Annotated in this window: 21 protein-coding genes; 16 read left to right on the forward strand and 5 right to left on the reverse strand. The window is 43.0% G+C overall.

Annotation, left to right across the window (positions count from 1 at the left end):
• Positions 1-76: 76 nt before the first annotated feature.
• Positions 77-709 (reverse strand): helix-turn-helix transcriptional regulator, encoded by a 633-nt coding sequence (locus KQI87_RS10040; RefSeq protein WP_216460025.1) that lies wholly within the window; start codon positions 707-709, stop codon positions 77-79.
• 269 nt (positions 710-978) lie between these two features.
• On the opposite strand from KQI87_RS10040, the gene hydA reads away from it, so the two are divergent.
• Together hydA and yedF are read left to right on the forward strand one after the other, a co-directional pair.
• The gene (gene hydA / locus KQI87_RS10045; protein ID WP_330655777.1) at positions 979-2,349 is read left to right on the forward strand and encodes a dihydropyrimidinase; all 1,371 of its coding nucleotides are present in this window, start codon (positions 979-981) and stop codon (positions 2,347-2,349) included.
• 74 nt (positions 2,350-2,423) lie between these two features.
• Complete coding sequence (yedF, locus tag KQI87_RS10050) at positions 2,424-3,038, forward strand: sulfurtransferase-like selenium metabolism protein YedF (RefSeq protein WP_216460026.1); 615 nt, start codon at positions 2,424-2,426, stop codon at positions 3,036-3,038.
• A 133-nt stretch (positions 3,039-3,171) separates the two neighbouring features.
• Here yedF and KQI87_RS10055 read toward each other — a convergent pair whose 3' ends face one another.
• Entirely contained in the window at positions 3,172-4,392 is a 1,221-nt protein-coding gene (locus KQI87_RS10055; protein WP_216460027.1) for a dicarboxylate/amino acid:cation symporter, read from the reverse strand.
• Positions 4,393-4,469: 77 nt separating this feature from the next.
• On the opposite strand from KQI87_RS10055, the gene KQI87_RS10060 reads away from it, so the two are divergent.
• Together KQI87_RS10060 and KQI87_RS10065 are read left to right on the forward strand one after the other, a co-directional pair.
• Positions 4,470-5,468 (forward strand): XdhC family protein, encoded by a 999-nt coding sequence (locus KQI87_RS10060; protein WP_216460028.1) that lies wholly within the window; start codon positions 4,470-4,472, stop codon positions 5,466-5,468.
• A 189-nt stretch (positions 5,469-5,657) separates the two neighbouring features.
• Positions 5,658-6,179: an SH3 domain-containing protein gene (locus KQI87_RS10065; RefSeq protein ID WP_216460029.1), complete on the forward strand. Its 522-nt coding sequence runs from the start codon at positions 5,658-5,660 to the stop codon at positions 6,177-6,179.
• A 178-nt stretch (positions 6,180-6,357) separates the two neighbouring features.
• On the opposite strand, the gene KQI87_RS10070 is transcribed toward KQI87_RS10065, so the two are convergent.
• Positions 6,358-6,837, reverse strand: coding sequence for an S-ribosylhomocysteine lyase (locus KQI87_RS10070; protein WP_216460030.1), 480 nt, complete (start codon positions 6,835-6,837; stop codon positions 6,358-6,360).
• 226 nt (positions 6,838-7,063) lie between these two features.
• Here KQI87_RS10070 and KQI87_RS10075 point away from each other — a divergent pair, with 226 nt between their 5' ends.
• Positions 7,064-7,888, forward strand: a complete 825-nt coding sequence (locus tag KQI87_RS10075; protein WP_253292461.1) for a peptidylprolyl isomerase — start codon at positions 7,064-7,066, stop codon at positions 7,886-7,888.
• Positions 7,889-8,127: 239 nt separating this feature from the next.
• On the opposite strand, the gene KQI87_RS10080 is transcribed toward KQI87_RS10075, so the two are convergent.
• A complete protein-coding gene (locus KQI87_RS10080) occupies positions 8,128-8,691 on the reverse strand; it encodes a class I SAM-dependent methyltransferase (RefSeq protein WP_216460031.1) in 564 nt (187 codons plus the stop codon).
• A gap of 306 nt (positions 8,692-8,997) precedes the next feature.
• Between KQI87_RS10080 and coaBC the strand changes: the two genes are divergently transcribed.
• The 3 genes from coaBC to KQI87_RS10095 all read left to right on the forward strand — a co-directional run bounded on the left by coaBC (position 8,998) and on the right by KQI87_RS10095 (position 11,863).
• On the forward strand, positions 8,998-10,206 hold the full coding sequence (gene coaBC, locus KQI87_RS10085) for a bifunctional phosphopantothenoylcysteine decarboxylase/phosphopantothenate--cysteine ligase CoaBC (protein ID WP_216460032.1): 1,209 nt from the start codon (positions 8,998-9,000) through the stop codon (positions 10,204-10,206).
• Between the two features lie 183 nt (positions 10,207-10,389).
• On the forward strand, positions 10,390-11,046 hold the full coding sequence (locus KQI87_RS10090; RefSeq protein WP_216460033.1) for an ECF transporter S component: 657 nt from the start codon (positions 10,390-10,392) through the stop codon (positions 11,044-11,046).
• 52 nt (positions 11,047-11,098) lie between these two features.
• Entirely contained in the window at positions 11,099-11,863 is a 765-nt protein-coding gene (locus KQI87_RS10095) for a type III pantothenate kinase (RefSeq protein ID WP_216460034.1), read from the forward strand.
• Between the two features lie 72 nt (positions 11,864-11,935).
• Here KQI87_RS10095 and KQI87_RS10100 read toward each other — a convergent pair whose 3' ends face one another.
• A complete protein-coding gene (locus KQI87_RS10100; RefSeq protein ID WP_216460035.1) occupies positions 11,936-12,817 on the reverse strand; it encodes an RluA family pseudouridine synthase in 882 nt (293 codons plus the stop codon).
• A gap of 218 nt (positions 12,818-13,035) precedes the next feature.
• On the opposite strand from KQI87_RS10100, the gene KQI87_RS10105 reads away from it, so the two are divergent.
• The 8 genes from KQI87_RS10105 (at position 13,036) to cbiB (ending at position 23,471) form a co-directional block, all read left to right on the forward strand.
• Positions 13,036-14,379, forward strand: a complete 1,344-nt coding sequence (locus tag KQI87_RS10105) for an MATE family efflux transporter (RefSeq protein WP_216460036.1) — start codon at positions 13,036-13,038, stop codon at positions 14,377-14,379.
• A 297-nt stretch (positions 14,380-14,676) separates the two neighbouring features.
• Positions 14,677-15,843 (forward strand): cobalt-precorrin-5B (C(1))-methyltransferase CbiD, encoded by a 1,167-nt coding sequence (gene cbiD, locus KQI87_RS10110; protein WP_216460037.1) that lies wholly within the window; start codon positions 14,677-14,679, stop codon positions 15,841-15,843.
• 157 nt (positions 15,844-16,000) lie between these two features.
• Positions 16,001-16,777 (forward strand): precorrin-4 C(11)-methyltransferase, encoded by a 777-nt coding sequence (cobM, locus tag KQI87_RS10115; RefSeq protein WP_216460038.1) that lies wholly within the window; start codon positions 16,001-16,003, stop codon positions 16,775-16,777.
• Between the two features lie 99 nt (positions 16,778-16,876).
• Entirely contained in the window at positions 16,877-18,019 is a 1,143-nt protein-coding gene (locus KQI87_RS10120; protein WP_216460039.1) for a cobalt-precorrin 5A hydrolase, read from the forward strand.
• Positions 18,012-18,743: a precorrin-3B C(17)-methyltransferase gene (gene cobJ / locus KQI87_RS10125; RefSeq protein WP_216460040.1), complete on the forward strand. Its 732-nt coding sequence runs from the start codon at positions 18,012-18,014 to the stop codon at positions 18,741-18,743. Before KQI87_RS10120 ends, cobJ begins: the two co-directional genes overlap by 8 nt.
• Complete coding sequence (gene cobK, locus KQI87_RS10130; RefSeq protein ID WP_216460041.1) at positions 18,736-20,838, forward strand: precorrin-6A reductase; 2,103 nt, start codon at positions 18,736-18,738, stop codon at positions 20,836-20,838. The genes cobJ and cobK overlap by 8 nt, the downstream gene beginning before the upstream one ends.
• Before the next feature lie 153 nt (positions 20,839-20,991).
• A complete protein-coding gene (locus KQI87_RS10135) occupies positions 20,992-22,389 on the forward strand; it encodes a cobyrinate a,c-diamide synthase (protein WP_216460042.1) in 1,398 nt (465 codons plus the stop codon).
• Between the two features lie 107 nt (positions 22,390-22,496).
• The gene (gene cbiB / locus KQI87_RS10140) at positions 22,497-23,471 is read left to right on the forward strand and encodes an adenosylcobinamide-phosphate synthase CbiB (protein ID WP_216460043.1); all 975 of its coding nucleotides are present in this window, start codon (positions 22,497-22,499) and stop codon (positions 23,469-23,471) included.
• Positions 23,472-23,473: the final 2 nt, after the last annotated feature.

Genomic DNA, 23,473 nt, shown 5'->3' on the forward strand with positions numbered 1-23,473 from the left:
CCTTGGGCTTTGCGCAAGGAGGTTCATCTTTCCTGCGTCGCGAAGCGTGTTACTGGGCACGGAGTGAACAGCAACATTATTTGTTTACGTCAATGTAGCTGTACAGTGTATACTTGGAAATACCAAAGTAATTGGCAACTTTATCTCCGGATTTGGTGATAAGGAATGCACCTGCGTCATTTAAGAACTGAATGGCAGTAACCTTATCCTCTTTGTTCATCAGCGGAACAGGTTTTCCAACAAGTGCCACAGATTCCTCGATCAGATGATCCAGCAGATCATTGACACTGTGGGTGATTTCCCTGGGTTTTTCTTCTTTATTCTCAGGAGTAACAAGAGAATGAAGAGCAGATTCGATCATGGTAAGTTTGGTGATATCATAATTAATTCCGAAAACATAATGCAGGCTGCCGTCATCATCGCGGATGTATGAGGTGCTGCATTTGAGGATTTTGCCATCGGAAGTTTTCATCAGATAACCAGTATGATCCTCTGGTCCATCTTCTTTCTTCTGATTTCGGATTGCATCAAAAACTGCATTAGATGGACCATCTCCGATATCTCTGTTTGTAACATGACCGTTTACGATGTAAACGATTGAATGCTCTGGTTCCGCAGTTTTCAGATCATGGATCACTACTTCACAGTCTGGTCCGAACTGAGAAGCAAGATCAGCGGCAATTTGCTTTAATACAGTAAGCCGTCCCATTTGATTCCCTCCTAATAAACAGATTTTTACCGAATTAGGGATATTTGCGATACGATTCTGAATATCCATTTGGCGATTGTGTTGTGCAGACATACGAAAACTGCACGTTTTCTTTATTCTAACATAAAAAAAGAAAAATAAAAAGAGGATAGAAAAAATAAATGTGAATACCTAAAAGAATTTGTAAATATTTTCTGAAATCATTGAAGTAATAAGGAAATCATGCTATATTTTACATAAGTAAAGCAAAGAAAGGGGTGCCAGGAACAGTGATTTTATTGAAAAACGGAACAGTAGTATCAGGGGATATGTCTGTCAGAGAGGATGTTCTGATAGAGGGAGAGAAGATTATAAAAGTAGGACAGAACCTGAAGGCAGAGAATGCACAGGTAATCGATGTCAGCGGTAAGCTTCTTTTTCCAGGATTTATAGATGGACATACACACTTTGATCTGGAAGTGGCGGGCACTGTGACTGCAGATGATTTCGAGACAGGAACAAGAGCTGCGATTGCAGGCGGAACGACATTGGTGATTGATTATGCGTCTCAGGATAAAGGAGGACATACTCTGAAAGAAGGTCTTGAGAAATGGCATAAGAAGGCTGACGGCAAATGCTCATGTGATTATTCTTTCCACATGTCTATTGTAGAATGGAATGAGGAGACTGAGAAAGAAATCCAGAATATGATCGATGAGGGAATCACCAGCTTTAAGCTTTATATGACATATCCGGCAATGATCGTAGATGACAGTGATCTTTATAAGATTATGAAGAAACTGAATGAATATGGATGCTTTGCAGGCGTACATTGTGAGAATGCAGGAGCCATTGACGCGCTGATCGCAGAGGCGAAGAAAGAGGGGCGTCTGGGACCTGAAAATCATCCGTTGGTACGTCCGGATATTATGGAAGCAGAAGCAGTACATCGTCTTCTTGTGATTGCAGATGTAGCAGATGCACCGGTAATGGTAGTTCATCTGACAAATCAGAAAGCATTTGAAGAAGTGATGCGTGCGAGAATAAATGGACAGAAAGTATATGCAGAGACTTGTCCGCAGTATTTGCTGTTAGAGGACAGTGTATATTCTAAACCAGATTTTGAAGGTGCGAAGTATGTATGCGCTCCTCCAATCCGCAAGAAGGCAGATCAGGATTGTCTGTGGAAAGCACTGGCAAATGGTCAGATCCAGACCGTAGCTACTGACCAGTGCAGCTTTACTATGGAACAGAAGGCTCTTGGAAAAGATGACTTCACAAAGATTCCAGGAGGACTCCCGGGAGTACAGACAAGAGGAACTCTCCTTTACACCTATGGTGTCCGCACAGGAAAGATCACGCAGGAGCAGATGTGCCGCCTGTTAAGTGAGAATGCAGCGAAGCTCTATGGTGTATATCCGAATAAAGGTGTGATCCGTGAGGGCAGTGATGCAGATATTGTTGTATTTGATCCTGAGAAAGAGAATGTGATCTCTGCGAAGACCCATTTATATAATACAGATAACAATCCATTTGAGGGATTTAAACTGCACGGTGATATTGACAGTGTATATCTGAGAGGTACACATGTGGTACAGGATGGAAAAGTAATTCAGGAAAAATCTGGAAAGTATATTAAACGTGGTAGGAATCAGTTGTAAGACAGTGAGTTGATCAGATATAGGGTAGACATTTTTGACCACTTGATATAAAAAATAACGAGAGGTGACTAGAGATGAGACATGAAGTAAATGCAATGGGAAAACAGTGTCCGATCCCGGTTGTTATGACCAAGAAGGTAATTGATAAGGCAGCAATCGGTGATGAGATTGAGATTCTGGTAGACAATGAGACAGCAGTAAACAACCTGAGCAGACTTGCAAATAAGACAGGCTGCACATTTGTATCCGAGAAACTGGAAACTAAGAAATATCAGGTAAAAATGACTGTTCAGACAGAGCAGACTGGTGGTGCAGCAGATGAGGAAGAATTTGTATGCGAAACTCCTCATAAGAAAGTGACAGTAGCTGTGATCTCTTCTAATGTGATGGGAAATGGTGATGATGAGTTAGGCAAGATTCTGATCAAAGGTTTTATTTATGCGCTTTCCCAGTTAGATACACTTCCGGATACGATCCTTTTCTATAATGGTGGAGCTAAACTGACGACAGAGGGTTCTGAGAGCCTTGAGGATCTGAAAAAGATGGAAGAAGAGGGAGTGGAAATTCTGACCTGTGGTACCTGTCTGAAACATTATGGCCTGATGGAGAAGCTGATGGTTGGAAAAGTAACTGATATGTATACGATTGCAGAACGCATGACTGGCGCGGATAAAGTGATCCGTCCGTAAATACCTTCTGGCAGAAGTGAACGATATTTCCGGTATCGGAAAAGGGAAATCTGTTAATAAAAACCATCGTATATTTCCTGTCAGATCAGGAAAATTTATACGATGGTTTTATAAATAATAGTTCAGTTAAAAGTTACAGATCAACACTGATGTTCTGCTCTTTAATATTATGACGCTTTGCATATCCGGTAAGGATCAGAGTCAGAGCACCATCGCCTGTTACGTTGCAGGCTGTTCCGAAACTGTCCTGCAGAGCGAAGATTGTCAGCATCAGAGCGGTACCGGAATCTCCGAATTTCAGGATACCGGTAATGATTCCAAGAGATGCCATAACAGTTCCGCCAGGTACACCAGGTGCTCCGATAGCGAAAACACCAAGAAGAATGCAGAACAGAACAATAGTTCCAGGTGCAGGGAGAGCACCATAGAGAATCTTTGAGATTGTCATACAGAAGAATACTTCTGTGAGGACAGATCCGCAGAGATGAATATTGGCAAATAACGGAATACCGAAATCCACCATATCTTTTCTCAACGGTTTTGCTTTCCGTGCACACTGAAGCGCAACTGCAAGTGTAGCAGCAGATGACATGGTGCCTACAGCAGTAAGATAAGCCGGTCCGTAATGCTTGACAACTTCCAGAGGATTTTCCCTGGAATAAATGCCTGCCAGCACATACAGAAGTGCCATCCAGATAAAATGCCCAACCAGAACAATGACGATTACCTGGAGGAATACAGGAAGCTGTCGGGTAATGGTTCCTTCATATGCAAGTGTGCAGAAAGTCAGACCGATAAAGAATGGAAGAATCGGAATGATCACTCTTGATACGATGGCAAGTACGATCTTCTGAAATTCATCCAGAAAAGATGAAACCAGGCTGGCTTTTGTCCATGCAGCTGCAAGACCAAGCATAACAGAGAGGACAAGTGCACTCATAACAGGCATGATCTGCGGGATAGAGAGCTCAAAGATTACATCCGGCAGAGTCTTGAGGTTATCGGCAGTAGAACTGATTGACAAATGCGGAATCAGTGCATATCCGGATATTGCAGAGAATAAAGCAGCTCCCAGTGAGGAAGCGTAGGCAATACAGACTGCAACTCCCAACATCCTGGAAGCATTATTTCCAAGCTTAGTGATGGACGGAGCAATAAATCCGATGATGATCAATGGAACACAAAAGTTGATCAGCTGACCAAAAATGTACTTCAGCGTTACAGCCACATTCAGTATGGCGGTTGTGATGGCGGATTCATCTGTCATATTCAGAAGAAGACCGACACAGATGCCGAGAGCCACGCCGACAAGTAATTTAAACGGCAGGCTGTGTAGAAAATTGTTTTTTTTCATGTTATTTCCCCCTTTTCCCTCAATTATAATATATTTTCGGGAAAATCACAATTGTTATTCATAAGACAGGAGAGACTATGTACAAAGAAATTTATCAGATATTAGAAGAAACAGGAAAAGTAAAGACAGCGATGGTTTTAAATGGTAACCATAAGGGCGAAAAATGCCTGATAAAGGAGGAGCATTGTACAGCTTTTGATGGTGGACAGGCACGGGAATTCTGGAAAGAATATGAGGAACAGCTGGTATCCTGTCAGGATACAAAAGTAATCCGTATTGATGAAACTGATTTTTTTGTGGAGATTTATGTAAAAAATCCTCAGCTGATCATTCTTGGCGGTGGTCATGTGTCTCAGCCTGTGGCAAAAATAGGCAAAATGCTTGGTTTTCATGTGACAGTTATGGATGATAGAGAGGAATTTGTAACAAAAGAGAGATTCCCTGATGCAGATAGACTGATCCAGGGTACTTATGAAGAAATTCCGGAGAAGATTCCGGTATACGAGAATGCTTATTATGTAATTGTGACCAGAGGACATCTGGGAGATAGCGCCAGTGCCAGACAGATTTTGAAACGCCCGTATGTTTATCTGGGGATGATCGGAAGCAGAAATAAAGTGAAACTGACCAGAGAAAAGCTTCTGAGAGAGGGATTTACGGAAGATCAGCTTAATACGATCCATGCGCCAATTGGCCTGCCAATTGGCGGACATATGCCTGCGGAGATTGCAGTGAGTATTACAGCGGAAATTGTCCAGGAGAAGAATAAATATAATGTTTCATATATAGATGAAGCAGTAGAAAAAGCTGTCTGGGAGAAAGAAAAAGGTGTTATGATCACCATTATTTCCAAAAGGGGATCTTCTCCAAGAGGAACGGGAAGTAAGATGTTCCTGGACAGGGAGGGTAGATCTCACGGAAGTATCGGTGGAGGAAATGTGGAATTTCAGGCATTGAAATATGCGCCAAAAGCACAGCACGGCGAAATAAAATCTTATAATCTGTCCAATCAGGGTGGCGCAAATCTGGGAATGATCTGCGGTGGTGAAGTAGAAGTGCTTTATGAGATACTCTAGTTCCTGCTTTTTTGTATTGGGAGGCATATTGCTGAGCGCGGAGTGAACAGTAACGCCTTTTTCAAACACGCTCTGGCACAGAATGAACAGTACTTGCATATTATGAAAGAATCGTGTATATTAGTACGTAAAGTGATGTAGAAAACACGGAGGGACGTTTCCGCGTTTTGATAAAGGAGGACACTACTTATGAAAAAACCACTGTGGCTGGTTCTCGTACTGGGACTTGCATTTGCCGCTCAGGGATGCGGATTTGACCCGACTATTGATTCCAGCGTTATGATCGTAAAAGTAACACCTACACCGGAAGTGACACCTACTCCTGAAGTACAGGCAACACCAACACCAGAAGCAACACCAACCCCTGCAGCAGAGCAGACAGCCAGTGGTGTGAATGTAGAAGTGAAGACAGGTACTTATTATGCAGCATCTGAACTGAATCTTCGTTCTGATGCAAGTGCAGATGCAGGTCTGATCGCAAGTGTAGCGGCAGGAACACAGCTGAACAGCACAGGTGTATGTGACAATGGCTGGATCCGTATTGATTATAATGGACAGACATGCTATGCAAGTGGAGATTTCGTGACAACGACAGCTCCGGCAGGTGATGTAGCAGCCGATACATCTGCAGATACAAGTACAGATACATATTCTGAGGATACTTCTTATGACGAGAGCAGTGATGCATCTTATGATGAAAGTGCTCAGTAATCTATAGAGGTAGAAGACTATACTGATATAGAAACCAGAAAAAAATAAAGAAAGCAGAAGCATGGAGAGGAATATCTCCGATAGCTTCTGCTTTTTGCATAAGGTTCAAAAATTCTGCCTGCAGGAGACTTTGTGCTCTGACAGGCAGAATTTTTAGTGTTTGGAATGGAGAAAGATATTATTGTGGGTAAACCAGTCTGTCCGGTTTGATATCGTAAAGAACTTCATCCAGGAATTTCTTTGCCAGATATTTTGCCATTGGCAGATTCATATCCAGATAGTTTCCACAGTCTTTGGCAGATGCCCCCGGAACTTCACCTTCAAAGTCACGGATAAATTCAAATGTCTCTATCATAAGTGGAACAATATCTTTGGACTCATAATCTCCATTTAAAAGAAGATAGTTACCAGTACGACATCCCATTGGTCCCCAGTAGATCATTTTTGGTCCGAATTCTTTGTGATTTCTGAGAAAAGTAGCTGCCAGATGCTCAATAGTGTGAAGCTCTGCTGTATTCATAACAGGCTCTTCGTTAGGAGAAGTCATACGGATATCAAAAGTAGTGACAACAGTGCCGCCTACCGGATCCTTGCGGGAAACATAAACTCCTGGCTGTAATTTGATGTGGTCTATGGTAAAACTTGTTATTTTTTCCATTATGGATTCCTCGCTTTCATTTTTTGATTTGTTGTATGATCAGTTTTTGATGAAACTGTTTTCTGAAACACATTTTAGCAGGCAATTGGCCGGAAGTAAATACAGGAACCGTGAACAATCTGAACATTTTGTGAAAAGAGTTGTTTTTTTTTATGAATAGGTTATAATCAGATAAGATTGTGTTCCGGGACAAACTCGGAAACAGATAATTTCGGAGGTAGAGAAAATGAAGAGAAAATTACTGGCAGCACTTTGTGTTACAGCTATGTCAGCAAGTTTACTGGCAGGATGCGGCAGCAGTGATAAAACAGAGGATACGACAAAGACAGAAGAGACAACTAAGGAAGAAACTTCTGATCAGGCAGAAGATAAGACAGAGGAAGCGTCTGAAGACAGCAGTGATGTAGCAAGTGAAGAAGAGGGAGAGAAGGCAGGATTCTCTGATGGCTCTGAGGAAGAGAGCAGTGATTCCACAGATAAGGACAGTGAATCAGCAGATGCAGAGGATTCAGACAGCAGCACAACCGTACTTCTGGATACTTCTAAAGAACTGACAGGTACTCACCATGCAGAGATTGAAGTAAAGGATTATGGCACCATTGAGGTAGAACTGGATGCAGATACAGCGCCGATCACAGTAACTAATTTTGTGAAACTTGCACAGGAAGGTTTCTATGACGGACTGACATTCCACCGTATCATGGATGGATTTATGATCCAGGGTGGTGATCCGAACGGAGATGGAACCGGTGGATCTGATGAGAATATTAAGGGTGAGTTCAGCAACAATGGAGTAGAGAATGATATTTCTCATACAAGAGGAACTATCTCCATGGCAAGAGCAACAGATCCGGACAGTGGAAGTTCACAGTTCTTTATTGTACAGTCTGACAGTACATTCCTGGATGGCGATTATGCAGGATTCGGTCATGTAACAGAAGGTATGGATATCGTTGATAAAATCTGCAAAGATTCCAAACCAACAGATAATAACGGAACAATTACGGCAGATGAGCAGCCGGTGATCGAAACTATTAAGATTACAGACTGATATTATAGCAATTCTCGTAAATAATGTATTTAAGAAGATTGCTATAGAATTTCTATAAACAGAAATAAATTATGAGATCAGAGAAACAGCGGGAAAGATGATGAGAGATCTTTCCCGCTGTTTTGCGTGGTAGCTTAAGGAAATCTTCTGATAAACTGCGGAGCAGTTATTGGGTTATGAGAAGTAGCGAAGCGGATGATTTTATCCGCCTGACTTGTGAATATTCATTGGATCTGCATTCAGTTCTTAATTATGAGCACTGGAATTGGTGGATTATTGGGACGATTATAATAATCGCTCTTTATCACCAGATACTTACGGGAATCCAGTTCTTTCAGCCATGCCAGGATCTGATCCCGCTCTTCAAATCCGGAATCGCCGCCACTGTAGATACATAAAGAAATCATGCCGCCTTTTTTCAAAAGTGTCAAAGACTGAGACAGTGCTTCAATACTGGTTTCACCTCTGGTAGCCAGCGTGTGATCTCCTCCGGGCAGGTAACCGAAATTAAAGACAATACAGCTCACACTGTCTGGATTTGCATATTCTGCCATATTTGCATGAGACTCCAGAAGGAGTTTGTAATTTTCCGGAACGTGTGCTGCAGTTAGTTTCTTTTTTGTAGTTTCCAGAGCTTGTTTCTGAATATCAAATGCCAGGACCTTTCCTGATTTTCCGCATAACTGCGTCAGCAGAAGCGTATCGTTTCCATTTCCCATAGTAGCATCAATACAGAAATCGCCTTCCTGTACCTGTTGTCGTATAAAGTTTGCACACCATTGAGTAATCTGATAATTCTTCATATGCCCTCCGTAAGAATAATTTAACCAAATCAAGTAAGTCCTCTGCTTCAATTGCGAATATCCGTTTGATTTAAATCAGGCAAGTCGCGAAGCAGGTGACCTTATTTGCCTGAATGTCTGTACTGTCGGATATGTACATTCATTTTCTGATATTATATTTTGCACGGGATCATGGGGGAAGTCAAGCTGATAAATTGTTTTACAAAGAAAACAAATCCTATATTGCATTTCCTGTGATAATTAGATTATAATAAAGAAGAATGTTTTAAGGAATTGTATGAATCCGGAGAAAGAGGTAGAAGAGAAATGACACTGGAAGGAAAAAAAGTATTATTAGGAGTGACAGGCAGTATTGCCGCATATAAGATTGCGTATCTTGCAAGTGCATTGATGAAGCGTCATGCAGATGTTCATGTGCTTATGACAAAGAATGCTACGAATTTTATTAATCCGATCACTTTTGAAACTCTCACAGGCAATAAATGTCTGGTGGATACTTTTGACCGGAATTTTCAGTTTCAGGTAGAGCATGTATCTATTGCAAAGAAAGCTGATGTAGTGATGATCGCACCGGCAAGTGCCAATGTGATCGGTAAGTTAGCTCATGGAATTGCAGACGATATGCTTACCACCACGATCATGGCGTGTAAATGTAAAAAATTTATTTCTCCTGCCATGAATACAAATATGTTTGAAAACCCGGTTGTACAGGATAACCTTAAGATTCTGGAGCATTACGGGTATGAAGTGATTGCACCGGCAAGCGGATATCTGGCATGCGGTGACACAGGTGCAGGCAAGATGCCGGAACCTGAGACACTACTTGCTTATATTGAGAGAGAAACTGCCTGTGAGAAAGATCTGAAAGGTAAGAAGATCCTGGTAACAGCAGGACCGACGCAGGAATCAATTGACCCTGTGAGATATATTACAAATCATTCTTCCGGAAAAATGGGCTATGCTATTGCGAAAGCTGCGATGCTTCGTGGTGCAGATGTCACGCTGGTGAGCGGACGTACTGCCATCGAACCGCCAATGTTCGTAAATCTGGTACCTGTTGTGACTGCAAAGGATATGTATGAAGCAGTGACTTCGGTCAGTGATGAGCAGGATATTATCATCAAGGCAGCAGCAGTAGCGGATTATCGTCCTGCGAAAGTCAGTGACGAGAAAGTTAAGAAGAGTGACGGACAGATGTCCATAGAATTAGAAAGAACAGATGATATTCTGAAATATCTCGGAGAACACAAACGTGAGGGACAGTTCCTCTGCGGATTCTCCATGGAAACACAGAATGTGATTGGTAATTCCAGAGCCAAGCTCACAAAGAAGAACCTGGATATGGTAGCTGCCAACAACGTAAAGGTTGAGGGAGCCGGATTTCAGGGAGATACTAATGTGCTGACTCTGATTACACAGGATGAGGAAGTATCACTCCCGCTTATGAGCAAAGAGGATGCAGCTCTTAAGATCCTGGATAAAATTCTTTTGCTGACTTCAGATAAGGAGCAGTAAAGAAGAATGCAGCTGATATTCAAAAGTAAAATCAGACTGCAGAGAAAATTGTTACTGTTCACTCTGTGTCCAGTAACATAAAATTTAATATTGAAAAGCGGAAATCCCGTAAGGGAAAATCTCAGATCTGCTTTCCATCACCGTATTGTATCCGGAAACGGAACGGTAACAAGGAGGAAAAAAATGAAAACAAAGAAATTCACAACAACACAGCTCACCATGCTTGGCCTTATGGCAGCAGTTCTTCTGCTGATGGCCTACACACCACTGGGATACCTGAACATAGGACCACTGGCAATCTCATTTAATGTGATCCCGGTTGCGATCAGTGCAGTTGTACTCGGACCGACAGGCGGAGCCATCGCAGGTGCGATCTTCGGACTGACAAGCTTTGGACAGTGTATCGGACTTGGTGGAACAAGTGCAATGGGAGCTATGCTGTTTAGTATCAATCCGGTTCTGGCATTTGTCCAGAGATTTGTGCCACGTCTTCTCGACGGAATCTGCCTTGGCTATATTTACAAGGCTATGCGCAAGAAGACAAATGTATATGTATCCTGCGCAGTAACTGGATTTTTCTCCGCATTCCTGAATACATTATTCTTCATGACAGCTTTAGTAGGTCTGTTCGGAAATACAGAATATGTACAGGGACTGATGGGTGGAAGAAACATCATTATTGGATGCTGCATGATGGTAGGTATTAATGCAGTATGTGAAATGGTATCTTCAACAGTTATCACAGGAGCTGTAGGTGCTGCTCTTTCCAAAGCACATCTGATTCCGGCACAGAAAGCTGCAGACAGCGAGAATGACAAAGTTGCCAAAGCAACAGTCTAAGGGTTTTATCAGCCGGAATTGTATATTGATATAAATATGGAGATAAAGAAGTATGATTTTAGCGATTGACATCGGAAATACCAATATTGTAGTTGGATGTATTGATGACAAAAAGACATATTTTATAGAGCGTCTTTCTACGAACCGTACAAAGACAGAGCTGGAATATGCGGTAGACATTAAGAACGTTCTTGATATTTATCATATCAAAAAAACAGAGATTGAGGGATGTATTATTTCTTCTGTAGTGCCGCAGATCACTAATATTGCAAAGCTGGCAGCAGAGAAGATCCTTAAGAAAGAAGCAATCGTTCTTGGCCCTGGTGTGAAAACAGGACTGAATATCATGATGGATAATCCGGGACAGCTTGGCGCAGACCAGGTTGCAGATGCAGTGGCCGGAATTGCAAATTATCCGGTACCTCTGATCCTGATTGATATGGGAACTGCAACTACAGCGTCCGTTGTCAACAGCAGGAAGCAGTATGTAGGAGGAATGATCCTGCCAGGTGTAGGTGTTTCTCTGGATGCACTTACTGCAAGAGCTTCCCAGCTCAGCGGGATCAGTATCGATGCTCCGAAACATGTCATTGGAAAGAACACTATTGAATGTATGAAGAGTGGAGTTCTGTACAGCAATGCAGCAGCTCTGGATGGGATCATTGACCGGATCGAAGAAGAACTGGGTGAAAAGGCTACAGTAGTAGCGACCGGTGGTCTGGCTAAGAAAATTGTTCCACATTGTAAGAGAAAGATCATTTTGGATGAAGAACTTCTTCTGAGAGGACTTCTCTATATTTATGAAAAAAACAGATAATAATTATGAATAATAAAAACAGTTCACCAGATTTTTTCTGTCTGGTGAACTGTTTTTTATCTGCCGGATATTTCAGAAAGCAGAGATAAAATCTTCAGGAACCGGTGCAGTAAAGAGCATGGCTTTTTTTGTAACAGGATGGGTAAATTCCAGCTGATAGGAATGAAGAGGCTGTCTCTGGATTTTGCGGTAGTCCGGATTGTACAGATAGTCGCCGGGAAGCGGATGCCCGATATATTTCATATGCACCCGGATCTGATGTGTACGTCCTGTTTCGAGATGAAGCTCAGCCAGGGAATATTCTCTGCCGACTGCCAGACGTTCATAATGCGTTACTGCCGTTTCCCCTGTTTCAAAATTTACCTCCCGGGTGATCACAGAGCCTTCCATTCGTGCAATCGGTGCATCAATTGTACCTGATTCAGGAAGGAGTCCATCAACAAGAGCCAGATAAGTCCTGCGGATTTGCCGGTTCTTCATTTGCACGGACAGAATGGCGGCACTTAGAGGATTTTTGGCAAGGATCAGTGCACCGGTAGTATCTCTGTCCAGCCGGTTGATGCACCGGTAAACAAAGTCTTCGCCTTTTTCTGCGAAATACCAGGCAATTCCGTTTGCAAGAGTATTCTCATAATTACCCATAGATGGATGCACCGGCATTCCGGCAGGCTTATTGATCACAAGGATATCTTCATCTTCATAAAGAATCTTCAGATCCATTTCTGTGCGAATGATATTTTCCCCTGTTTCTGTTTCAGGAATTGTGATCACCAGATGATCCCCGGAAGTGAGAACAGATCTTCCGAAACCGCGTTCGCCATTGAGTATGATCGTATTTGGAGAATTTTTCATAGAACTTAATATATGGCGGGAAAAACCCTCCCTTTTCAGAAAATCCAGAACGGTAACCGGATTTGTACTTTCGGAAATAGAGTATTCAATAATTCTTTCCATAATAATGTATCTGCTTTCCTGTTTTTTTATAGTGTTCAATCGGGAATATCCGATTGAGCAGAGATTCTGCAGATTAATGTATCAGATTTTGTGGAACATAACAAGAAAATATTTTCCAATAATCTCCCAAAATCTTATAAAAAACACAGAATACTCCCTTGCATCCAAAGAAATTAGGCGTATAATCAGAAAAAGAAAAACAAATGGGTAGGGGAAAGATGAACGAACAGCAACATATTTTTACAAATAAAATGCTCCGAAATCTGCTGGTTCCGGTTATTTTTGAACAGGTATTAAATTCTTTGATGGGAACTGTTGATACCATGATGGTCAGCAATGTAGGTTCTGCAGCAATATCAGCCGTATCCTTGGTGGACTCCATTAATGTTCTGGTGATTCAGGCATTTTCGGCTCTGGCAGCCGGCGGCGCCATTATCTGTTCACAGTACATAGGTCAGAAAAATCATGAAATGGCCAACAAATCAGCCAGACAGGTACTGTTTATCATAACAGCCATATCTGTGGCAGTAACTGCGCTATGTCTGATATTTCGTATGCCTTTGTTACAGCTGATATTCGGAAAAGTAGAAGCAGATGTTATGACTGCTTCCAGAGTATATTTCTTCTATACTGCATTATCGTTCCCGTTTATCGCGCTTTATGATGCGGGTGCATCTATCTTTAGATCTCAGGGAAACACCAGAGGACCAATGATAGTTTCTGTGATATCTAATGGTATCAATATTGGTGGAAATGCAATTCTGATATGGGTATTCCATATGGGGGTGGCAGGAGCCGCTATTGCAACACTGGCGTCAAGAGTTTTCTGCGCTGTAGTCGTACTCTGGCAGTTGAGACTGGACAGACAGCCGATCGTAGTAAAGGATTATTATCAGATTCGCCCAGATGGAAAAATGATCGGCAGGATTCTTTCTCTGGGAATCCCATCCGGAGTAGAAAACAGTATGTTTCAGCTGGGAAAATTGTCTATTCAGTCCTCAGTATCTACATTAGGAACAACAGCTATTGCTGCCCAGGCAATGACAAACATTCTTGAGAATCTCAATGGTATTGCCGCTATTGGTGTAGGAATTGGTCTTATGACAGTAGTAGGCCAATGTCTTGGAGCCGGCAGAAAAGATGAGGCAGTTTATTACATTAAGAAATTATGTGTTCTTGCTGAAATTGTCATTATTGTAAGCTGTCTTCTGGTATTTGCCTTAACTATTCCGATAACAAAACTGGGTGGAATGGAACCGGAAAGTGCAAAAATGTGCTTCCATATGGTGACCTGGATCACAATTGTCAAACCAATCGTATGGGTAATGGGATTTGTACCGGCATACGGCTTGAGAGCCGCCGGCGATGTGAAATTTTCCATGATCACATCCTGTACTACTATGTGGGTGTTCAGATTTTGTCTTTGTGTATATCTTATCCGTTTCCAGGGGTTTGGTCCAATGGCAGTCTGGATTGGAATGTTTACTGACTGGACAATAAGAGGCATCATTTTCGGAATCCGCTTCCATAGCCGGAAATGGCTTAACCATAAGGTGGTATAAGATTGTCATAATGGGCAAAATACGTTGACTTTTATATTTCAAAATTATATAATAATTGTCGAAAAATAAACTCGAAAAAGCATATACAGGAAGCAGGTGGAAGTCCTGCACAAGTCCGTTACTGTAACAGTCAGATACTGTCTGCTTTTCACAGAGAAATAGAATCTGCGGCAACCAGAGATTATTTCAAGACAAAGATTTTCAGGAGAGATTTTGTTGCATACAGAATCTCTCTTTTTATGTGATACAGGAAATAATAAAATATATCCTGCGATATCATGCAAAAAAGGAGAAAATATGAAAAATGGACTGGAAGATTACTATGTAATCCGTGGAAATAAAAAGATGCGTTTTGGATATACGACTGGTTCCTGCGCAGCAGCAGCGTGTAAAGGTGCTGCTGAGATGCTTCTGAGTGGTCAGAAACTGGAAACGGTATCTTTGATGACACCGAAGGGAATTCTGCTTACCCTGGAGCTGAAAGACATTCAGATAGAATCTGATAAAGTAACTTGTGCGATCCAGAAAGATGCAGGGGATGATCCGGATACTACAAACGGAATTCTGGTCTATGCTTCTATACAAAAGACAAATGAACCTGGAATTATCGTAGATGGTGGCATTGGCGTTGGAAGAGTGACAAAAGCCGGACTTTCTCAGAAGATCGGAGAGGCTGCAATTAATCCAGTGCCAAAAGCGATGATCTTGCGGGAAGTTTCGGAGACAGCCGAGAAGTATGATTATGAAGGCGGTCTCAAGATTGTTATTTCGGTTCCCGAAGGAGTGGAAATCGGCAAGAAAACATTTAATCCAAGGCTTGGCATTGTAGGTGGAATTTCTATTCTTGGAACTTCAGGGATTGTGGAACCGATGAGCGAGGCGGCACTTGTGCAGAGTATTCATGTGGAAATGAAGCAGCATTTTTTACAGGGAGAGGAATATATTCTGGTCACACCTGGAAATTATGGTGCGGATTATCTGAGAGAACATATGGATCTTCCTTATGAGAAGAACATTAAATGCAGCAACTATGTAGGAGAAACCATAGACATGGCAGTTGATATGGGAGTTAAGGGAATCCTTTTTATCGCCCATATTGGAAAATTTGTAAAGGTAGCTGCCGGGATTATGAATACGCATTCACACAGTGCTGATGGTAGAATGGAAGTTCTGGCATCTAATGCGATCCGTGCAGGCGCTCCCCTGGAGTGTGCAAAGGAGATTCTGGATGCATCTACCACAGATGAAGCACTGGAGATTCTGGAGAGATACCAGATACTGCAGGGGACAATGAAAGAAATCCTTGACCGGATTCAGTTTTATTTAAACCATAGGTCTTATGAGCAGATTCTTTTGGGGGCAGTAATCTTTAACAATACATGTGGATATCTGGGACAGACTGCGGATACAGCGGAACTGATAGAGAAGATCAGCGCACAGAATGACAGATTATCAAAAGAATAGTCAGATGAAAATAGTAATTAACAGAAATTTATGACCTGTAAACTAGATTAGTTACTGTTCACTCCGTTCTCAGTAACACGCTTCACGATGCATGTCTCGGGATAGTAGCGTGTGAACAGTAACACAGATTATACAGTAAATAAGGAGGAAGAGAAACATGGTACATTTCGTAGGAGCTGGCCCGGGAGCACCGGACCTTATCACAGTAAGAGGAAAGAAATATCTGGAGGAAGCAGACATAGTGATCTACGCAGGCTCTCTGGTAAATCCGGAACTTCTCACTTATACAAAAGAGGGATGTCAGATCTATAACAGTGCCAAGATGACGCTGGAAGAAGTGATCGAAGTTGTTGAGAAAGCAGAGGCTGAGGGAAAAACCACTGTTCGTCTTCACACAGGAGACCCATGCATCTATGGAGCAATCCGTGAGCAGATGGATATTCTGGATGAGAAGAAGATCGCTTATGATTACTGCCCGGGAGTCAGTGCATTCTGCGGTGCTGCAAGTGCCCTGAACCTCGAATACACTCTGCCGGATATTTCACAGAGCGTGATTATCACCCGTATGGAAGGCAGAACTCCGGTTCCATCCAAAGAAAGCATCCAGTCCTTTGCCGCACATCAGGCAACTATGGTAGTGTTCCTTAGCACAGGAATGCTGGAAGAACTCAGCAGACGTCTTATCGAAGGCGGATATACAGCAGATACCCCTGCGGCTATCGTATACAAAGCGACCTGGCCGGAGCAGAAGACTTTTGTCTGCACAGTAGGAACCCTTGCAAAGACAGCGGCAGAGAATAATATTACAAAGACGGCATTGATGATCATTGGAGATACAGTGGCAGCCGGACATTACGACCGCTCCAAATTGTATGATCCGGAATTTACTACAGAATTCCGTGAGGCTACAAAGTCCAAAACTCATCATTCATAAATCAGTTTGGACTGTATACAGAATCATTTAACCAAATCAGACAGTGAAGAAGTAGATGATTTATCTGCCTGATGAGAACTTTCGTTGTGGAGAGAGAAAATGAAGATCGCACTTATATGCTTCAGCCTTACCGGACAGGAAACCGGAGAGAAATTATGCCTTGGCCTGAAAGAAGCCGGTATGACAGCGGCGCTCGATAAGAAAAGCAAATATCTGCCGGATTCCATAAAGTTCAGCACTTCTGTCTGGGCAGGGGAGAAGTTCTCTGATTCAGATGCTCTGATCTTTATTGGTGCCACAGGTATCGCAGTCCGCAGTATTGCACCGTATGTGGCCTCAAAGAAATCAGATCCTGCAGTATTGGTAATAGATGAGTGCGGGCAATTTGTAATCTCCCTTTTATCCGGACATCTGGGAGGCGCCAATGAACTGGCATTAAAAGCAGCAGAACTATTACATGCAGTTCCTGTAGTAACAACAGCTACAGATCTGCATCATCGCTTTGCAGTAGATGTTTTTGCAAAAAAGAACAACTGCAGTATTTTCAATATGAAAGCTGCAAAAGAGGTTTCTGCAGCGCTTCTGGCAAGCAGGACGGTTGGATTTTACAGTGAATTTCCTGTAGAGGGAGAGCTGCCGGACGGTCTGCTTTTATGTGATGAATGTGGAAAGCCGGTCAGATCTGCGGATGACGGTCTGCTGAAAGATAAAGAGAGTTTCGCAGGCAGTGATGCTTTATGCGAAAATACAAGCAGTATGATGGCAGATGATACAAAACCAGAGTGTGGAGTGGCAGTTACCGCGCACACATTCTGTCAGCCTTTTGCATCTACAACTCAGGTAGTACCAAAGTGTCTGACGTTGGGCATGGGATGCCGCAAAGGCAAAGAGGCAGAGGGAATTGCAGAAGCTGCACAGAAAATGCTTGACACGTCAGAACTGTACAGAGAAGCATTCGAACAGATCGCCAGCATCGATTTGAAGAAAGACGAACAGGGAATTCTGTCATTATCAAAAGACTGGCAGATCCCATTTGTCACATATACAGAAAACGAACTGAAACAGGTGCAGGGAGAATTTACCCCCTCACCTTTTGTAAAGAAGATTACAGGCGTGGACAATGTCTGTGAGAGAAGCGCAGTCCTTGCCAGCGGCAATGGCACTCTGCTTCAGAAAAAAAATGGAGAGAACGGTGTGACCACAGCAGTGGCAGCCAGAGAATGGAGGATACATTTTGAGTAAAATATATGTAATCGGAATCGGACCGGGAGCTTATGACCAGATGACAGGAAAAGCGATCCGTGCCATGAATGAAAGTGATGCGATCATCGGATATACTGTATACGTTGACCTGGTAAAAGAATATTTCCCGGGAAAAGAATTTATGACCACACCGATGAAGAAAGAAGTAGACCGCTGCGTCCTTGCTTTTGAGGAAGCAAAGAAAGGCAAGACCGTTTCCATGATCTGTAGTGGTGATGCAGGAGTTTACGGTATGGCAGGCCTGATGTATGAGGTTGGTGTCAATTATCCGGAAACAGAACTTGAGATCATCCCGGGCGTAACAGCAGCAACAGGCGGAGCAGCAGTTCTCGGTGCACCGCTGATCCATGACTTCTGTCTGATCAGTTTAAGTGATCTTCTTACCCCGTGGGAAAAGATCGAGGCAAGACTTCTGGCAGCAGCACAGGCAGATTTCGTAGTGTGTCTCTATAATCCGTCAAGCAAGAAACGTCATGACTATCTGCAGAAAGCATGTGATCTGATGATGAAATATAAATCACCGGATACCATATGCGGTACGGTTTCCAATATCGCAAGAGAGGGCGAAACTGCGAATGTAATGACTCTGAAAGAACTGAGAGATACACAGGTAGATATGTTTACCACTGTATTTATCGGAAATTCTCAGACAAAGGAACTGAACCACAAGATGGTAACACCGAGAGGATATAAGAATGTATAAAGTTCTTGTTTTTGCAGGAACCACAGAAGGGTATGAAATCTGCCGGTTCCTGGCAGATCATCAGGTACAGACGAAGGGATTTGTGGCTACAGAATATGGCAGCAAATCCCTGACAGAAAATGAATATCTCACTGTACAGACCGGAAGACTGGACGAAGCAGCCATGGAGCAGATTTTCGCTCAGGAGAAGCCGGAGATGGTACTGGATGCGACTCATCCTTATGCAGCGGAAGTTACGGTAAATATCCGGACTGCCTGTGAGAAAACACAGATTCCTTATCGAAGAGTTTTGCGGGAGTCTGGCGTACATGAAGACAAAGCAGTCTATGTAGAGAGCGTTCAGGCTGCAGCCCAATATCTGGATCAGACACAGGGAAATGTCCTGCTCACAACAGGAAGTAAGGAACTGGCAGGCTTTACAGGGATGAAAGATTACCAGGAACGTCTCTATGCCAGAGTCCTTTCCCTGCCGAATGTGATGCAGGCATGTGCAGAGCTGGGCTTCGAGGGCAAGCACCTGATCGGGATGCAGGGACCTTTTTCCAGAGAATTAAATGCAGCAATGCTCAGACAGTATCACTGTAAATATCTTGTGACAAAGGATACCGGAAAAGCCGGTGGATTTCAGGACAAGATAGATGCTGCTTTAGAATGTGACGCAGTTCCTGTGATCATTGGACGCCCCCTGAAAGAAGAGGGAATGTCTGTAAAAGAATGTAAGAGATTTCTGACAGAACATTTTTCGCTGACTCATCAACCACATGTCACACTTCTGGGAATCGGAATGGGAAGTCCTGAAATGCTGACCGTACAGGGAAAGAACAGTCTGGATCAGGCAGATCTCCTGATCGGTGCCAGAAGAATGGTCGATTCTGTGAAACGCCCGGGGCAGGATGTATTTATAGAATACAGAAGTCAGGAGATCAAAGATTATATTGATTCACATCCGGAATATAACAATATCGTGATCGTATTATCTGGAGATGTGGGGTTCTATAGCGGGGCCAAGAAACTTCTGGATGTGTTACAGCAGAACCGACAGTGTCAGGGTATTATGAATGAAAAGATGCCGGAACGAAACAAATTAAGTCAGGATGATTTGAATTCAGAAATCCCTGAACAGAATGAAATGGGACAGGGCAGATTGATACAGGATACGACACAACCAGAGATTCAGGTTCAGTGTGGGATTTCTTCTGTAGTCTACTTTATGTCAAAGATCGGACTATCCTGGGATGATGCAAAGATCGTCAGCGCCCATGGCAGGGGATGTAATCTTATTTCTTATATTTGCAATGAGAAGAAAGTATTTGCCATTCTCGGGACTTCAGACGGCGTAGCTGTTCTGGCAAAGAAACTGGTAGAATATGGAATGGGTAATGTGCTTCTCTATGTAGGAGAGAACTTATCCTACGATAATGAGAAGATTTTTGTAAAAACAGCAGATGAGATGACAGAATACACAGGTGATCCGTTATCTGTCATCTGTGCAATAAACGAGTCTGCCGGAGAGCGTCTGGAAACCCACGGAATTAAAGATGAAGAATTTATCAGAGGCAAAGCACCGATGACAAAGGAAGAAGTGCGTACAGTCTCTCTTTCCAAACTTCGTCTGACAGAAGATTCCATCTGCTATGATGTAGGAGCAGGAACTGGTTCTCTTTCTATAGAAATGGCACTGCGCGCACATCAGGGTAAAGTCTGGGCGATTGAGAAGAAAGAGGATGCAGTAGAACTGATCCGCCAGAACAAGGTGAAATTCGCAACCGACAATCTGGAAATTATCGAGGGACTTGCACCGGAAGCACTCGTAGACCTTCCGGCCCCAACCCATGCATTTATCGGTGGTTCTTCCGGAAATCTGAAAGAAATTGTAAAGCTTCTGATCGAAAAGAACCCGCAGGTCCGTATTGTGATTAATTGCATCACGCTGGAAACTGTCTCCGAAGCATTGGAAACAGCGAAAGAATTCGGATTTGAGGAGAATGAGATTGTTCAGCTTAGTGCAGCGCGTTCAAAGGCGATTGGGCGTTATCATATGATGATGGGCGAGAATCCAATCTATATTATTACATTGCAGAATCCTCAGAAATAATTCAACTGAATAAACTGTATAGCAGTTGTTTGGTTATGAGCAAGGAATGAGGCGAAAGATCTTATTTATCTGACTCAAATAAACTGCAAAGCAGTTATCTGATTATGAGCAGTTTACTCGTATAGTTTATGAAAAAACAAGAGGAGAATCAGAATGAAGATTCCAAGAATATTGCTTGCAGCAGGAGCCAGCGGCAGCGGTAAGACACTGATCACCTGCGGCCTTCTGCAGGCGCTTGTCAACAGAAAAAAGAAAGTGGCTTCTTTTAAATGCGGTCCGGATTACATAGATCCGATGTTTCATTCCAGAGTCATCGGGACAAAATCACGGAATCTGGACACCTTTTTTACAGATGCGGATACAACCAGATATCTTCTGAGACGAAACGCAGCAGACTGCGATATCGCGGTGATGGAAGGTGTTATGGGCTTTTATGATGGCGTAGGTGGAATCTCTACCAGAGCAAGTGCCTATGATCTGGCAGATACGACAGACACTCCTGTAATCCTGATCGTAAACAGCAGAGGCATGAGCATTTCCCTGGCAGCCTATATCAAGGGATTTATGGAGTACAAAGAGAACAGCCATATCAAAGGCGTGATTTTTAATCAGATGTCGCCCATGCTCTATCCACGAATGAAGAAACTGGTGGAAGAAGAGCTTGGCATCGAAGTTTTTGGATATGTCCCGAAAGTAGAGGACTGTGTGATCGAGAGCCGTCATCTGGGACTGGTACTGCCAGAGGAGATTGTTGATCTGAAAGAACGGCTACAGAAATTGGCGGGAGTGCTGGAAGATACATTGGAGATCGACAGGATTCTTGCACTTGCTGAAAACGCGCCGGATCTGAATGCACCGGAATCTCTGTCACAGAAAAATCCTGCATTTGATTTCCACCTGCCTGAGAAATTACGGATCGGAGTGGCAAAGGATGAAGCATTCTGTTTCTTCTATGCGGATAATTTCCGGATGCTTCAGGAAATGGGGGCAGAACTGGTGGAATTTTCACCTGTTCATGATGCACATCTTCCAGAAAATCTGGACGGAATATTGCTCTACGGAGGATATCCGGAATTAAACGGAGAAGCACTGGAACGCAATGAATCTATGAAAACGGAGATTGCGCGGGCAGTTAATGGAGGTATGCCATGTATAGCAGAGTGCGGCGGTTTTATGTATCTTCATGAACAGATGGAAGACATGGACGGAATCAGCCGTAAGACCTGTGGAGTAATTACCGGAAAATGTTTCCGGACACCGAAGCTGACAAGATTCGGATATGTTACTTTGACAGCCACAAAGCCGATATTTGGTATAGCCGCAGAAGAAGTGGGTGAGATTCCTGCTCATGAATTCCACTATTTTGATTCAGAGAACTGCGGCAATGATTTTCATGCAGTGAAACCACTTAGCAAACGGGGATGGGACTGCATCCACAGTACAGGTAATTTGCTGGCAGGATATCCGCATTTATATTATTATGGAAATCCTGAGATTCCGAGAGCATTTCTGCTTAAATGTATGGAATATCATAAAACTGGGAGAATATAAAAAATTTGTTATTGTTCATTCTATGCAATCAGCAGAGAGTGGACAGTGACAAAGATTTTATAACAGAGCGTATGAAAAATACGTGAGAAGAGGGAGTTTTATTAAGTATGATTTATTACAGTATGACTGCTCTTGCGGCAGGCTTTATCCTTGATCTCATCATAGGAGACCCCAGATGGCTCTATCATCCGGTCTGTCTGATCGGAAATCTGATCGCATTTCTGGAGAAAATACTTCGGAAGATTTTTCCGAAAACCAACAAAGGAGAACTTGTGGCAGGTGTTGCAGAGGTAATTCTGGTTTGTCTCCTAAGCGGAGGCATCCCATATCTGATCCTGCATTTCCTGTATGGAGTTTCTGCATGGGCGGGATTTGCACTGGAAACATTCTGGTGTTATCAGCTTCTGGCAACCAAATCTCTGAAAACAGAGAGTATGAAAGTTTATGACAGACTGAAGAACGGTACTTTAGATGAAGCGCGTTATGCAGTATCCATGATCGTAGGCCGTGACACACAGTCACTTACAGAAGAGGGTGTGACAAAAGCAGCAGTAGAGACAGTAGCGGAGAATTCTTCTGATGGGATCATAGCGCCAATGTTCTATATGGCGATCGGCGGTGTATGGTTAATGTTCCTTTATAAGGGAATCAACACGATGGATTCCATGCTGGGCTATAAGAATGACAAATATCTCTATTTTGGCCGTTGTGCTGCCAAACTGGATGATGTGGCGAACTTTATTCCTGCCAGAATTTCCGGATGGCTTATGGTTGCGGCAACTGTATTTGTAAAAATGGATACAAAGAATGCTGCTAAGATCTACCGCAGGGACAGAAGAAACCATGCAAGCCCGAACTCTGCACAGACAGAGGCTGCAATGGCAGGTGCGCTGGACGTACAGCTTGCCGGAAATGCATATTATTTTGGAAAACTCTATGAGAAGCCAACAATCGGAGATGCGATTCGTCCGGTAGAGGTGGAAGATATCAGACGATCCAACCGCCTGCTTTATGCAACTGCGATTCTGGGAGCGGCAGTGTTCCTGCTGATCGGCACAGGTGCGCGTTTTCTTATATTTTGAGA

Source organism: Blautia sp. MSJ-9, assembly GCF_018919065.1.
GTDB lineage: Bacteria > Bacillota > Clostridia > Lachnospirales > Lachnospiraceae > Blautia_A.